At 72.1% G+C, this 14,163-nt stretch carries 12 protein-coding genes; 9 read left to right on the top strand and 3 right to left on the bottom strand.

All coding sequences use genetic code 11. From position 1 onward, the window contains the following. Positions 1-23: 23 nt before the first annotated feature. A complete protein-coding gene (locus DEJ23_RS06015; protein ID WP_111239371.1) occupies positions 24-1,031 on the top strand; it encodes a DnaJ C-terminal domain-containing protein in 1,008 nt (335 codons plus the stop codon). A 160-nt stretch (positions 1,032-1,191) separates the two neighbouring features. After that, positions 1,192-1,611 (top strand): heat shock protein transcriptional repressor HspR, encoded by a 420-nt coding sequence (locus tag DEJ23_RS06020; protein WP_111239372.1) that lies wholly within the window; start codon positions 1,192-1,194, stop codon positions 1,609-1,611. A gap of 200 nt (positions 1,612-1,811) precedes the next feature. Here DEJ23_RS06020 and DEJ23_RS06025 read toward each other — a convergent pair whose 3' ends face one another. Next, positions 1,812-2,468, bottom strand: a complete 657-nt coding sequence (locus DEJ23_RS06025) for a GntR family transcriptional regulator (protein ID WP_111239373.1) — start codon at positions 2,466-2,468, stop codon at positions 1,812-1,814. 144 nt (positions 2,469-2,612) lie between these two features. Here DEJ23_RS06025 and DEJ23_RS06030 point away from each other — a divergent pair, with 144 nt between their 5' ends. Further along, a complete protein-coding gene (locus DEJ23_RS06030) occupies positions 2,613-3,761 on the top strand; it encodes a class I SAM-dependent methyltransferase (RefSeq protein WP_111239374.1) in 1,149 nt (382 codons plus the stop codon). A gap of 82 nt (positions 3,762-3,843) precedes the next feature. Here the strand turns inward: DEJ23_RS06030 and DEJ23_RS06035 are convergent, their stop codons facing one another. Then, complete coding sequence (locus DEJ23_RS06035; protein WP_111239375.1) at positions 3,844-4,674, bottom strand: aldo/keto reductase; 831 nt, start codon at positions 4,672-4,674, stop codon at positions 3,844-3,846. 92 nt (positions 4,675-4,766) lie between these two features. Further along, positions 4,767-5,165, bottom strand: coding sequence for a pilus assembly protein CpaE (locus DEJ23_RS06040; protein WP_111239554.1), 399 nt, complete (start codon positions 5,163-5,165; stop codon positions 4,767-4,769). Positions 5,166-5,449: 284 nt separating this feature from the next. Here DEJ23_RS06040 and DEJ23_RS06045 point away from each other — a divergent pair, with 284 nt between their 5' ends. The 6 genes from DEJ23_RS06045 (at position 5,450) to DEJ23_RS15890 (ending at position 14,146) form a co-directional block, all read left to right on the top strand. Beyond that, positions 5,450-8,140 (top strand): glycoside hydrolase family 2 protein, encoded by a 2,691-nt coding sequence (locus DEJ23_RS06045; protein ID WP_111239376.1) that lies wholly within the window; start codon positions 5,450-5,452, stop codon positions 8,138-8,140. 74 nt (positions 8,141-8,214) lie between these two features. Beyond that, positions 8,215-9,696 carry a sugar transferase gene (locus tag DEJ23_RS06050; protein ID WP_111239377.1) on the top strand — a complete coding sequence of 494 codons (1,482 nt, stop codon included), beginning with the start codon at positions 8,215-8,217 and terminating at the stop codon, positions 9,694-9,696. A gap of 228 nt (positions 9,697-9,924) precedes the next feature. Continuing rightward, positions 9,925-10,215, top strand: a complete 291-nt coding sequence (gene tatA / locus DEJ23_RS06055) for a twin-arginine translocase TatA/TatE family subunit (RefSeq protein ID WP_111239378.1) — start codon at positions 9,925-9,927, stop codon at positions 10,213-10,215. 147 nt (positions 10,216-10,362) lie between these two features. Then, complete coding sequence (locus DEJ23_RS06060; RefSeq protein WP_111239379.1) at positions 10,363-11,757, top strand: MFS transporter; 1,395 nt, start codon at positions 10,363-10,365, stop codon at positions 11,755-11,757. A 53-nt stretch (positions 11,758-11,810) separates the two neighbouring features. Continuing rightward, positions 11,811-13,979 carry an ATP-dependent Clp protease ATP-binding subunit gene (locus tag DEJ23_RS06065; RefSeq protein ID WP_111239380.1) on the top strand — a complete coding sequence of 723 codons (2,169 nt, stop codon included), beginning with the start codon at positions 11,811-11,813 and terminating at the stop codon, positions 13,977-13,979. Between the two features lie 44 nt (positions 13,980-14,023). Next, positions 14,024-14,146, top strand: a complete 123-nt coding sequence (locus DEJ23_RS15890) for a hypothetical protein (RefSeq protein WP_258375284.1) — start codon at positions 14,024-14,026, stop codon at positions 14,144-14,146. Positions 14,147-14,163: the final 17 nt, after the last annotated feature.

Below are 14,163 nucleotides of genomic sequence, written 5' to 3' on the forward strand. Positions count from 1 at the left end.
GCACGGGAAGGAGGTAGGGATTCATGGCCAGTCAGGACTGGTTCGACAAGGACTTCTACAAGGTCCTCGGCGTCGACAAGACGGCGAGCGACGCTGAGCTGAAGAAGACCTACCGGAAGCTCGCGCGGCAGTACCACCCGGACTCCAACCCGGGCGACGCCGCCGCCGAGTCCCGCTTCAAGGAGATCAGCGAGGCGTACTCGGTGCTCTCCGACAAGGAGCAGCGCGCCGAGTACGACCAGATCCGTGCCATGGGCTCGGGCGCCCGCTTCACGGCGGGCGGCCCGGGCCAGGGCGGCGGCTTCGAGGACGTCTTCGGCGGGATGTTCGGCCAGCAGGGCGGACAGCGCGTCCGCTTCGGCCAGCCGGGCGGCGGTCGCGGCGGTGCCGGAGGATTCGAGGACATCCTCGGTGGCATGTTCGGTGGTGGTGGCGGCTTCGGTCAGCCCTCCGGCGGCTTCCGCGGGTTCGGTGGACCGACGAAGGGTCGCGACGTCACGGCATCGACGACCCTCGACTTCGCGACCGCCATCGCCGGTGACACCGTCAAGCTCTCGCAGGGCAACGGCCGCCCGGTGAACGTCCGCATCCCCGCGGGCGTCGCCGATGGTCAGAAGATCCGTCTGCGCGGCCGGGGCGAGCCGAGCCCGGACGGCGGCGAGGCCGGCGACCTGGTGGTCACGGTCAGCGTCCGCAAGCACCCGGTGTTCGAGCGCGACGGCCAGCACCTGCGCGTGGACGTCCCGGTGACGTTCGCCGAGGCGGCGCTCGGGGCGACGATCCAGGTCCCTACCCTCGGTGGCGACCCGGTGAAGCTGAAGGTCGCACCCGGCACCCCGTCGGGTCGTGTCCTCCGTGTCAAGGGTCGCGGTGTGACGACGAAGAACGGCACGGGCGACCTGCTCGCGACCGTCCAGGTCGCGGTGCCGTCCCACCTGTCGGACAAGCAGCGCGAGGCCGTCGAGGCCCTGCGTGACGCGCTGCCCGACGAGGACCCGCGCGAGGACCTGCTCGCCAAGGCGCGCAGCTAGCGCACCAGCAACGCGATGAGCCCGGTCTGGGCCCACGCCGCCGGTACCCGCCCGTCGCGAAGCGGCGGGCGGGCCGTGCCGGTGGGGAGAGGCTCGGTGCGGCTCCGTCAGGAACCGGCACCGGGCCTCCAGGCCGCCAGCACGACGGAAGGAGCGTTCGATGACCGACCTGGACGAGGAGTCGCCCGTATTCGCGATCGCGGTGGCGGCGGAACTCGCCGAGATGCACCCGCAGACCCTGCGGCAGTACGACCGGCTTGGCCTGGTCGTTCCCGGCCGCACCCGCGGTGGTTCCCGCCGCTACTCGATGCGCGACGTCGCCCAGCTCCGCGAGGTCGCGCGGCTCGGGTCCGAGGGTGTCTCCCTCGAGGGGATCCGGCGGGTCCTCGAGCTCGAGAACGAGAACCGTGCCCTGCGCGACCGCGTCCGGGAGCTGGAGCGCGCGCTCGCCGACCAGCTCATCAACCGGCCGGGCGCGCGGGTGTTCGCGGCGACCACGACCGGAGCGGCGATCTCGCTCCGCGCCGGGATGCGACCCGAGCGCAACACCGCGGTGGTGCTCTACCGTCCGCAGCGCTGACGCAGGGGCGCTGCGCCGTCGGCGCTGCGTCGCCGGCGCTGGGTCACCAGTGCTCCTCCGGCGGCTCGAAGAGCTCGCGGAGCGTCGCGTCCGTCACCGGGCAGCGCGGCGGACGCGCGGGGTCCGCGTCGACGCAGCGGCCGGTGGGGCGCCGCGACCGCACGTCCTCGATGACCTTCCGGAGGCAGGCGCCGCACACGTCACGCGCCCCGGTGGTCCGGGTCCTGCAGCAGGTGGATCGTCGAACTGGCCCGTTCGGCGAGCCGTCCGTCACGGCAGTCGACCGCGACCCGCAGCGCGACGAGCCCGTTCCGGATGTGCTCCCACGGCAGGGCCGCGCGGGCATCGTCGTGGCGGAGCCGGTACGTCAGGCCGTCGAGGGCGCCGCTCAGCGTGGAGGCGAGCAGCGGGTTCCCGCACGCGGTGATGAACATCCGGTACACGGGCGTGACCGCGTCGGAGCCCCAGTGCCACGTCGGGGCGGCCATGCAGTCGAGCACGAGCCCGAGGCGCCGGAAGAGCGTGGCACGGCTGCGGTCGTCGAACTCCGGGATCGTCGTGCGGACCACGCCGCTGAACAGCAGCCCGAGCGCCTGCAGCGTCGGCACGAGTTCCTCGCGGCGGGGCACCGTCACCCGCGTGTACCGGTTGGGTCGGAACTCCACCAGACCGAGGTGCCCGAGGTCGGACAGCGCCTCACGCACAGGGGTCCGTGAGCAGCGGAGCCGCTGCGCGAGCTCGTCGTCGTCCAGCAGCGTCCCCGGCGCGAGGTCACCGCCCATGATCTCGGCGCGCAACCGTTCTCGGGCCTGGTCACGGAGTCGGGGACGCGCCCCGACCTCTGGCGAAGCGAACATGGGCCCCTCTCGCTCGTCCTGCCGCTCGCGCGCCGCGCCGGCCTCACCGGAAGCGTAGGGCGTTGGGATACCAACAGCGCCGGTGATATACCGCGGATGTCCGTCCCGACGCCTCCGTCCGGCTGTCCTGGGTAGCCTTGGCCGATGCCGTTCGACTTCGCAGACCACTTCCGGCGCCACACGGACGGTGACCAGCCGGACATCGTCGCGATCGACGGCACCGACCGCTTCATGCTCGACGAGGCGCCGTTCCTGCACGGCGACGCGCTGCGGCAACCCGGCGAGGTCGCCGTCGTCGACGACCAGTACGGCGTGCTGACCCTCGGAGTCCTCGCGGTGCACGGGGCTCGCGACGTCCGCGTGGTGCAGGACTCGCTCGTGGGCGAACGGGCGCTGACCGCGAACGCGGGCACGTTCGGTCGGCGGGGCTTCCACCACCCTGCGACCCTCGAGGACGCGTTCCGCGACGTCCGGCTCGTGCTCCTCCGGCTGCCGAAGTCGAACGACCGGCTCGACGAGGTCGCCCGCGCGATCGCCCGGTGGGCCGCGCCCGACGTGGTGGTCGTCTGCGGCGGGCGCGTGAAGCACATGACGCTGTCGCAGAACGACGTCCTCCGCCGTTACTTCGGCGAGGTCACGGCGTCCCGGGGCCGGGCGAAGTCACGGCTGCTCATCGCGCAGGACCCGTTGCACGCGGCAGCCGCGCGGGCCGACGTGACCGCTCCGTGGCCCCGCCGCGTCCACAACGACGAGCTCGGCATCACGATCGCCGCGCACGGCGGGGTGTTCGCCGGCACGTCGCTCGACCTCGGCACCCGGGTGCTGCTCGACGTGGTCGACGATGCGGTGCCGGCAGCCCGGACGGCGGTCGACCTCGGCTGCGGCAACGGCACGATCGCGACGGTGCTCGCACGACGGCGTCCGTCGATCAAGGTCGTCGCGACGGACGTGTCGAGCGTCGCGGTCGCGTCGACGCGGTTGACGGCCGACCTGAACGGCGTCGGCGACCGGGTCACGACCACGCGGACCGATGCCGGCGACGAGCTCGACACCGGCTCCGCGAAGCTCGTGCTCTGCAACCCCCCGTTCCACGACGGCACGACGGTCAGCACCGACGCCGCGGCCGCGATGTTCCGGAACGCCGCTCGGATCCTGCAGCAGGACGGTGAGCTCTGGTGCGTCTGGAACGGGCACCTCCGCTACCGGTCGGAGCTCGAGCGGAGCGTCGGTTCGACCCGGCAGGTCGTCCGGACGTCCCGCTTCACGGTCACCGCGTCCCGCGTGACCCCCTGACGGACGACAGGCCCGTGGCTGCGCAGCCACGGGCCTGTCGTCCGTCAGGTGGGTCGCGTCAGGCGACCCGTGCGTCCGGCTGTCAGGCCGGCACGTAGTCGAACGTGTCCGGGTCCGGGCCGGTGCGGTGGCCCTTGTCGAGCGACGTGATCGCCGTCATGTCGTCGTCGGAGAGCTCGAAGTCGAGGATCGCGAAGTTCTCCTCGACGCGCGAGCGGGTGACCGACTTCGGGAAGACGATGTCACCGCGCTGGATGTGCCAGCGGAGGACGACCTGCGCCGGGGTCTTGCCGGTGGCGTCGGCGATGCGCGTGATGGTCTCGTCGTCGAGGACGAGGCCCTGTGCGATCGGCGACCAGGCCTCGGTCGCGATGCCGTGCTCGCGGCCGTAGGCGCGCAGTTCCTCCTGCACGAGGTACGGGTGCACCTCGATCTGGTTCACCGCCGGGGTGATCGTGGTCTCCGCGGCCAGGCGGTTCAGGTGGTGCGCCTGGAAGTTCGAGACGCCGATGGAGCGGGCGGTCCCGGCGTGGTACAGCTCCTCCATCGCCTTCCACGTCGGGACGAAGTCCGACACCGTGGGCAGCGGCCAGTGGATGAGGAACAGGTCGGTGTAGCCACCGAGCAGGTCGGCCGACTTCTTGCCGTTCTCGGCGGCGAGGGCCGGGTCGTGGAACCCGTTGTTGAGCTTCGAGGTGACGAAGATCTCCGACCGGTCGATGCCGGACTCGGCGATGGCTTCGCCGACCTCCTTCTCGTTGCCGTACATCTCGGCGGTGTCGATGTGGCGGTAGCCGACCTCGAGCGCCGTGAGCGTCGCTTCCTTCGTGTTCTCCGGCTCGATCTGGAAGACGCCGAAGCCGAGCTGCGGGATGGTCTTGCCGTCGTTCAGGGTGATGTTCGGAACGGTCATGTCGCCATGCAACCAAACGGGGCCCAGGAGCCATTCCGGCAACGTCCAGCCGGGCGCGTCCCCCGCGCGGATCGGACGGACGGTCGAGGTGCTCAGGCCAGGGACGCCTCGATGTAGGCGAGCAGCGCGGCGCCGTACGCCTCTGCCGCGTCCGCCCGGTCGAACGCGTGCCGCTCGCCGCTGATCGTCGCCGTGACCGTGAAACCCGCGGTCAGCGACACGAACGCGGGTCCGAGCAGTTCCCGCAGCTGGTCCTCGCGGGGCAGCCAGAGCGACTCGGAGACCGACACCGAGTCGAGCGCCCACTCCGTCGTGCCGTTGAAGCCGAGCACGGTGCCGGTCGGGTGGTCGTGGCGCTCGACCGTCATCTCCGAGACCGTGTAGACGTCGTCGTCGACGCCGGGCTTGTCGATGACGAACCGGTCGCCGGTGGCGGGGTGCCAGCGGAGCCCGGCGTCGCGGAGGGCCTTTGCGGTGTCGACGGTGATCACCCGCCCACCCTGCCACGACGTGCCGAGGAGTGCCGAGGCCCGCGGGTCACCCTCCGGGCGGAGGCGCGTGGCAGGGTCCACGTACTAGCATCGCCGAGCACCCCCGCGCGCGACGAGCGATCGTCCGCGCGCGCGGACGCGACGACGCTGGGTCACCGGTGCCGTGCCTCCAGGCCGTCCACGCGGCCACGGGCACGACCGCCGGCCGGCGTCGGACGGCCGGTCCCGACCGGCCGCCCGCGGTCCCGTCCGCACCGCCCCAGTCCGCCCAGCAAAGGACCCGCATGACCCTCGAGCGCGAGGAACTCCGCGACGACTGGACCGTGACGATCGCCGGTGACCAGCCGCCGGCGGGGGCGCCGGACGGCATCGCGGGTCGCGCCGTCCCCGCCACCGTGCCGGGGCAGGTGCACACCGACCTCGAGCGCGAGGGACTCGTCGTCGACCCGACGCTCGACCGCAACGAGGACGCCGCCGGGTGGGTCGGGCGTGCGGACTGGTCGTACCGACGGACGGTGGACGTGGCCCCGCGCGGCTTCGAGCGCGTCGACCTGGTCTGTGACGGGCTCGACACGGTCGCCGAGCTGAGCCTCGACGGCGTGGTGGTCGGCACGACGCGGAACATGCACCGCCGCTACCGCTTCGACCTCAACGACGTGCCCGGCGGGGCGGGGGAGCGCGAGCTCGAACTGCTCTTCGAGTCGCCCTACCGCGAGGCCGGCCGGGTCGCCGCCCGCGCCGGCTCGATGCCGGGCCCCTACGACGAGCCGTTCCCGTACGTCCGCAAGATGGCGTCGAACTTCGGCTGGGACTGGGGCCTCACCGCCGTGACGAGCGGCCCGTGGCGGCCGGTGGCGATCGAGCGCTGGTCGACGGCACGGCTCGCCGAGGTCCGGCCCCTCGTCGACGTGGAGGCCGGCGAGGGCGTGCTCGACGCGCACATCACGGTCGAGCGCTCCGGGATGAACGACCTCGACCAGGACGGCGAGGACGACGACCTCGTGCTCGTGGTCACCGTGAGCGGCCCGACGGTCGACGGTGGCACGACCCGGCAGCGTTCCCGCGCGCAGCTCACCCCGCAGAGCGACGAGACGGTCGTCACGGTGCGGGTCCCGGACGTCCGACGCTGGTGGCCGCGGGGCTACGGCGAGCAGGTCCGCTACGACGTGACGGTCGAGCTGCAGACGGTCGACGGCGAGGTCCTCGACCGCCGGACCAGCCGCACCGGCTTCCGCTCGGCCAGGATCGACACCGCGGCGGACGACGTCGGCAAGCCCTTCACGATCATCGTCAACGGCACGGTGATCGACGTCCGGGGCGTCAACTGGATCCCCGACGACGTCATCGTCTCCCGGGTCGACCGGGCCCGGATCGAGGACCGGCTGCGTGCAGCGGCCGACATGCACGTCAACCTGGTCCGCGTCTGGGGCGGCGGCGTCTACGAGTCGCACGACTTCTACGACGTCTGCGACGAGCTCGGCCTGCTCGTCTGGCAGGACTTCCTGTTCGCCTGCTCCGCCTACCCGGAGATCGAGCCGATCCGCAGCGAGGCGATCGCCGAGGCCCGCGACAACGTGGCCCGCCTCGCCGGCCACCCCTCGCTCGTCGTCTGGAACGGCAACAACGAGAACATCTGGCTGCACGACGCCGACGGCTGGGCCGACGAGCTCGGTGACCGCGGCTGGGGCCTCGACTACTACCTCGACCTGCTGCCGACGATCGTCGACGCGGTGGACCCGTCGCGCTTCTACACGGTGGCGTCGCCGTGGTCGGGGTCCGAGAGCCTGCCGGCGAACCACGTCGACCACGAGACGCACCACTCGTGGGACGTCTGGAACCGCGTGTCCGACGAGCACTACCGCGACTCCGTCCCGCGGTTCGTCTCCGAGTTCGGGTGGCAGGCGCCGCCCGCCTGGCGCACGCTGCGCGACGCCGTCGCGGACGAGCCGATGCGCGTCGACTCACCCGGTGTCGTCCACCACCAGAAGGCCGACGACGGCATGGGCAAGCTCGCGCGCGGCATCGCGCCGCGCTTCGGCGCCGTCGATCCCGGCGACCTCGACCGCTGGCACTACCTGACCCAGCTGCAGCAGACGCGCGCGATCGCGACCGGTGTCGAGCACTGGCGCACGCACTGGCCGCGGAACACCGGCGTCGTGGTCTGGCAGCTCAACGATCTGTGGCCGGTGTCGTCGTGGTCGGCGATCGACTCGGCGGGGCGGCTGAAGCCGCTCGCGCACGAGCTGCGTCGGCTGTACGACGACGTGCTGCTGACGATCCGCCCGGTCGCCGCCCGCACGTCGGACGCGGTCCCGGCGGACGGCGACGACCGGTCGGGAGGCGCGGCCCACCCCGACCGCGCTGCCCGCGACGGCCAGGCGGCCGGGTCCGGCGAGTTGGTGGACACGCTGTCCCTCGGGGTCTCGCCCGGTTCCTTCGGACACGCCCCGATCGAGGTGGCCGTCCGGTCCTCGCGCACCGGGGTCGACAGCGTCGTCCGGGTCCGGCGGGTCTCCCTCTCCGGGGCGATCCTGGCCGAGGCAACCCTGCCCGTGCAGCTGCCGTCGTCGGGCGTCGCGGTCGTGTCGCTGCCCGAGTCGGTCGGGGTCGTGGACGACCCGACGAACGAGCTCGTCGTGGCGGACATGGACTGGCGGCGTGCCGTGTGGACGCCCGCGCCCGACCGCGAGATGCGCTGGCAGCCCGCGCGGTACCGCACGACCGTGACACCGGCGCCGGACGGGGACGGCCACGACCTGGTCGTCGAGGCGGAGTCGCTCGTGCGGGACCTGCTGCTGCAGCCGGACCGCCTCGCTGCGACCGGCACCGTGGACCGCGGCTTCATGACGCTCCTGCCGGGTGAACGGGTGGGCTTCCGGCTCCGGGGGATCGGTCCGGCGCAGGTGGCGGCCGTCGACGAGGCACCCGTGCTCTGGACCCTCGATCGGGTGCTGATGCCAGACATCCAGAATTGATATACTGCGCGGGTGACGTTCGTCGTCACCCGCGCGTCTCCCGGCGCGTCGGTCGCCGAGCGGGAGGACCACCGATGTCGTTCGCGGTCCGTCACGGCACTGCGCATGCGGCGTCGATGTCGTCCGCGGTCCGGCCGGCGTCGCGAGCGGGCCTGACCGGGTACGGCTGGGCACTCGCCGGCGTCGACCTGGTCCTGCTCGTCCTCTCGTTCGCGGTGGCGCACGGCATCCGGTTCCCCGGCGAGTCGCTCCTCGCCCCGTCGCACCCGGGTTGGCTCGAGTTCGCCGCCGGACCGGCGATCGTCCTGCTGTGGTCGGCGATGCTCGCGGGCTTCCGCACGCGGGAGGCCCGCATCGCCGGCGTCGGCGCAGAGGAGTACCGCCGGGTGCTCACCGCGAGCCTGACGACCTGTGCGACGGTCGCGGTCGTCGCGTACTCGGCGCAGCTCGACATCGCCCGCGGGTACGTCGCGATCGCGTTCCCGCTCGGCACCGCCCTGCTCGTGACCGGGCGCAGGGCGGCGCGGTCCGTGCTGGCGCACCGGCGTGCACGGGGCGAGCTGCTGCAGGACGTCCTCGTCGTCGGCGAGCTCGTCGACGTCCGGTACGTGGGGCGGCGGATCGCGGCGACGCCTGCCGCCGGGTACCGGGTCGCGGCCGTCGCCACGACCGGGGACGACGTCGGGTCGAGCGTGGCGCTGGGCGCGGCGGACGTCCCGGTGGTCGGGAGCGTGGACGACGTCCTCGACCTCGCCGCCGAGCGCGGTGTCGGCGCCGTCGTGGTAGCCGGTGCGATCCCCGGGGGCCACGAGCGCCTGCGCCGCCTCGGGTGGCAGCTCGAGGAGCGCGGCATCGAGCTCGTCGTGTCGTCCCCGCTCGCCGACGTCGCCGGTGGTCGCGTCCACGAGCGTCCGGTCGACGGGTTGCCCCTCATGCACGTCGAGGCCCCGGACTACCGCTGCCGGACGGGCAAGCGCGCGGTCGATGTGCTCGGAGCGTCGATCGGACTCCTGCTGCTCGCACCGGTGTTCGTGGCCGTCGCCCTGGCGATCCGGATCGACGACGGCGGTCCGGTCGTCTTCCGGCAACAGCGCGTGGGTCGGGGCAGCCGGCTCTTCTCGATCTGCAAGTTCCGGACGATGTGCGTCGATGCCGAGGACCGCGTCGCGGAGCTCTCCGCGGAGAACGAGGGCGCCGGACCGCTCTTCAAGATCAGGCAGGACCCGCGGGTCACCCGGGTCGGAGCCTTCCTGCGGCGCTCGTCACTCGACGAGCTCCCGCAGCTGTGGAACGTCCTGACCGGCGCGATGAGCCTGGTCGGGCCACGTCCCGCTCTGCCCTGCGAGGTCGCGGCGTACGAGGACTTCGCCGACCGGCGGCTCCTCGTCACCCCCGGCATCACCGGACTGTGGCAGGTCAGCGGGCGCTCCGACCTCGACTGGGCCGAGGGTGTGCGGCTCGACCTGCACTACGTCGAGAACTGGTCGTTCCTGCACGACGTCGCCATCCTCGCGCGGACGATCCCGTCCGTCCTGCGCTCGCGGGGCGCCTACTGAGCGCCGGCGCCCCTCGACTCCGGCCCTGCCGCGACCCTTCGGCCCGGACAGTGCACGCTGCGGGACGCAGCGGCTCCCGGGGTGCTGCCTGTGCGTCCGGTGTCCGTCCGGCCGCCGATCTGGGCATCCCGGACGGCGCGGGTTACGATGAGGCGACGACGGACTTCCGCCGCTCGTGTCGACGACGACACGAGGACGGCGCGCAGACCCAGCAACCTAGGAGTCAACATGTGGCAAGGCCTCGGCGGGGTTCACCTGCTGATCATCCTCGGGATCATCATCCTGCTGTTCGGTGCGACGAAGCTCCCGGCGCTCGCCAAGGGCCTCGGTCAGTCGATCAACATCTTCAAGAAGGAGATGGGCGACGACAAGAAGCAGCCCCAGGACGGCACGGTGCAGGACACCGCACAGCCGGGCGCCGCGCACACCGGCACCACGACGAACGCCGCCGGTGCCGTCGTGAACCCGGGGCCGTCCGTGCAGCCGAACGCGCACTCCACCACGGAGCCCCGCAACTAGCGCTCCCTCCCCGGGGACCGGTACCAGGACACCCAGCCCCGTCCTGTCGGCAGCCCCCGCGACCACGTCGGTCGCGGGGGCTTCTCCGTGCGGGGTGTTCCCGAGGGGGACTGCCGGTCCGGGGGTGCCTCGGAGCATGATGGCGCCATGGTGACGCCGACCCACACCGCTCCGCTCCGTGACGACCGCCGTGTGGTGCTCGTCGTCGCGATCCTGGCGTCGTTCGTCGTCGGGCTCGACTCGAGCGTCGTGACCGTGGCACTGCCGGCGATCCGGCACGAACTCGGTGGCGGGCTCGTCGTGCAGCAGTGGGTCGTCGACGCGTACCTCGTCACCCTCGGGTCGCTGATCCTCGTGGCGGGTTCGCTCTCGGACGTGTTCGGTCGGGTCCGCATCGTCACGTGGGGGCTGGTCGTGTTCGGGCTGGCGTCGGTCGCGTGCGCGGTGGCGCCGACCGGTGCGGTGCTCATCGTCGCTCGCGCGGTGCAGGGGATCGGAGGGGCCCTCGTCACGCCGAGCTCCCTCGCGTCCATCGTCGCTGCCTACCGCGGCGCGGCGCAGGCGAAGGCGATCGGTTCGTGGACGGCGTGGTCCAGCGCAGCGGTCATCGTCGGCCCCGTGGTGGGCGGTCTCGTGGTCGACGGGATCGGCTGGCGCTGGGTGTTCGTGCTGTCGGCCGTGCCGATCGCGGTGACGATCCCGCTCGTGCTGCGGATCACCGGCGACGTCCGGCCGGAGCGTGGACAGCGCGTCGACGTGCTCGGTGCCGTGCTCGCCGTGGTCGGCGTCGGGGGTGTGGTCCTCGGCCTCATCGAGCAGGAGCGTCTGGGTTGGTCGTCGGCGCTCGTCGTGACCGCGCTCGTCGTCGGCGCGGCCGCCCTCGTGGTCTTCGTGCCGTGGGAGCTCCGGGTGACCAGGGCCGGGGGAGCGCCGCTCGTCCCGCTCGACCTGTTCCGCGCCCGCAACTTCGCGGTCGGGAACCTCGCGACGCTGTCGATCTACGGCGCACTCGGCATGGTCGGCTTCGTCGTCACGCTGTTCCTGCAGGAGGTCTGGCGCTTCCCTGCGTGGCTCGCCGGGGTCGCGAGCCTGCCGCCGACCCTCCTGCTCCTGGCGCTGTCGACCACCGTCGGGAGCCTGGCCGGACGGTACGGTCCGCGCTGGTTCATGGCGGCGGGCCCGGCGATCGCCGCGGTCGGAGCGCTCGTCATGCTCGGTGCTGGCGACGGACCGGCCGCGTACTGGTGGTCGGTGCTCCCGGGTCTGGTGCTCGTCGGCATCGGCATCGCGACGATGGTGACGCCGTTGACGAGCGCGGTGCTCGGGTCCGTGCCGGAGCGCGAGGCCGGGGTGGGGTCGGCGGTGAACAACGCCGTGGCGCGCGTCGCCGGGCTCGTGGTCGTGGCGCTCGCCGGTGTGGTCCTCGGCGGCGGGGTGAGCGTGTCGGGGTTCCACCGGGCCATGGTGGTGATGGCGTTCCTGCTGCTCGCCGGGGCGCTCGTCAGCGCGGTCGGGATCGGGAACACCACCTCCCGTTCGTAAGTTGAGTGCAGTAGACTCAAGTACGAGACCACCGCAACGAAAGGACGGACCGCATGGCGAACCTCCAGGGCGCCCCTGACTCGCAGGAGCGGCAGAAGACCGCCCTCGAGCAGTACGGCGTCGACCTCACCGCGATCGCCCGGAGCGGCAGGCTCGACCCGGTCATCGGGCGCGATGCCGAGATCCGGCGCGTCTCGCAGGTGCTGACACGCCGCACCAAGAACAACCCCGTGCTCATCGGTGAGCCCGGCGTCGGCAAGACCGCCGTCGTCGAGGGGCTCGCGCAGCGCATCGTCGCGGGTGACGTCGCCGACTCCCTCAAGGACAAGCGGCTCGTGTCGCTCGACATCTCCGCCCTCATCGCCGGCGCGAAGTACCGCGGCGAGTTCGAGGAGCGACTCAAGGCCGTGCTCAAGGAGATCAACGACTCCGACGGTCAGGTCATCACGTTCATCGACGAGCTGCACACCCTGATGGGTGCCGGTGGCGGCGAGGGCTCCGTGGCGGCGTCGAACATGCTCAAGCCGATGCTCGCACGCGGCGAGCTGCGGCTCATCGGCGCCACGACGCTCGACGAGTACCGCGAGTACATCGAGAAGGACGCCGCGCTCGAGCGCCGGTTCCAGCAGGTCTACGTGGGGGAGCCGAGCGTCGAGGACGCCGTGGCGATCCTCCGCGGCCTCAAGGAGCGGTACGAGGCGCACCACAAGGTGACGATCAACGACTCCGCCCTGGTCGCCGCGGCGAGCCTGTCGAACCGGTACATCTCCGGACGCCAGCTCCCGGACAAGGCGATCGACCTCATCGACGAGGCCGCGAGTCGTCTCCGCATGGAGATCGACTCGAGCCCGGTCGAGATCGACGAGCTCAAGCGGTCCGTCGACCGGCTCCGGGTCGAGGAGTTCGCCCTCAAGCAGGAGAAGGACGACGCGTCGAAGGCGCGGCTCGAGACCCTGCGGGCCGAACTCGAGGGCCGTCAGGAGCGTCTCGCCGAGCTCGAGCACCGCTGGCAGGCCGAACGCGCGAACCTCAACCGCATCGGTGAGCTGAAGCAGCAGCTCGACGACCTGAACATGCGGTCGCAGCGTGCCCAGCGGGAGGCGGACTACGAGACCGTGTCCCGCCTGGAGTACGGCGAGAAGCCCCGCATCGAGGCCGAACTCGCTGCAGCGGAGCAGGCCGAGAGCGCCGAGCGGATGGTGAACGACAGCGTCACCGACGAGGACATCGCCGCCGTGATCGCGCAGTGGACGGGCATCCCGGTGGGACGCCTGCTGCAGGGCGAGACCGAGAAGCTCCTGCACCTGGAGTCCGAGCTCGGCCGCCGGATCATCGGGCAGCGGAGCGCCGTCGGCACCGTGTCCGAGGCCGTCCGGCGCACGCGCGCGGGCATCTCCGACCCGGACCGTCCGACCGGCTCGTTCCTGTTCCTCGGCCCCACCGGCGTCGGCAAGACCGAGCTCGCCAAGGCGCTCGCCGAGTTCCTGTTCGACGACGAGAAGGCCCTCGTCCGCATCGACATGAGCGAGTACGGCGAGAAGCACTCGGTCGCGCGACTGATCGGCGCCCCGCCCGGCTACGTCGGCTACGAGGCCGGCGGGCAGCTCACCGAGACCGTCCGCCGCCGCCCGTACTCGGTCGTGCTGCTCGACGAGATCGAGAAGGCGCACCCCGAGGTCTTCGACGTGCTGCTCCAGGTGCTCGACGACGGGCGCCTGACCGACGGGCAGGGCCGGACGGTCGACTTCCGGAACACCATCGTGATCCTGACCTCGAACCTCGGGTCCCAGTTCCTCACCGACCGGTCGCTGGACGACGCCCAGCGCGAGGAGGCCGTGCGCGAACTCGTCCAGCAGTCCTTCCGACCCGAGTTCGTGAACCGTCTCGACGACATCGTCGTGTTCCACGCGCTCACGCAGGACGACCTCGGGCAGATCGTGTCGCTGTACGTCGACCGGCTCGCCCGACGGCTGTCGGACCGGCGGCTGGAGCTCGCCGTCACGCCGTCGGCACGCGGATGGCTCGCGGAACGCGGCTACGACCCGGTGTACGGCGCGCGGCCGCTCCGCCGCCTCATGCAGCGGCAGATCGACGACCAGCTCGCGCGGGCGATCCTGGCCGGTGACGTGCGTGACGGTGACACCGTCCGTGTGGACGTCGCCGACGACGGCGAGTCCCTCGTCGTCGAGCCCTTCGAGCTCGGGGAGATCGTCGAGGAGTAGCCCGGGTAACGGCCGGGAAACAGGGGTTCCGTCATGGTCGGGGCATGGACGCCTTCGCGATCGACGCCGTACCCCTGTTCACCGCCCCCGGCCCGAGCAGTCGGGTGTTCGTCGTCCGGCTCGACGAGATCCGGGGGACCGTCCACGTCGACCCAGCGGACTCGTAGGTACGACATGTGGAATA

Origin of the sequence: Curtobacterium sp. MCSS17_008, assembly GCF_003234185.1 — a bacterium.
Lineage (GTDB): Bacteria > Actinomycetota > Actinomycetes > Actinomycetales > Microbacteriaceae > Curtobacterium.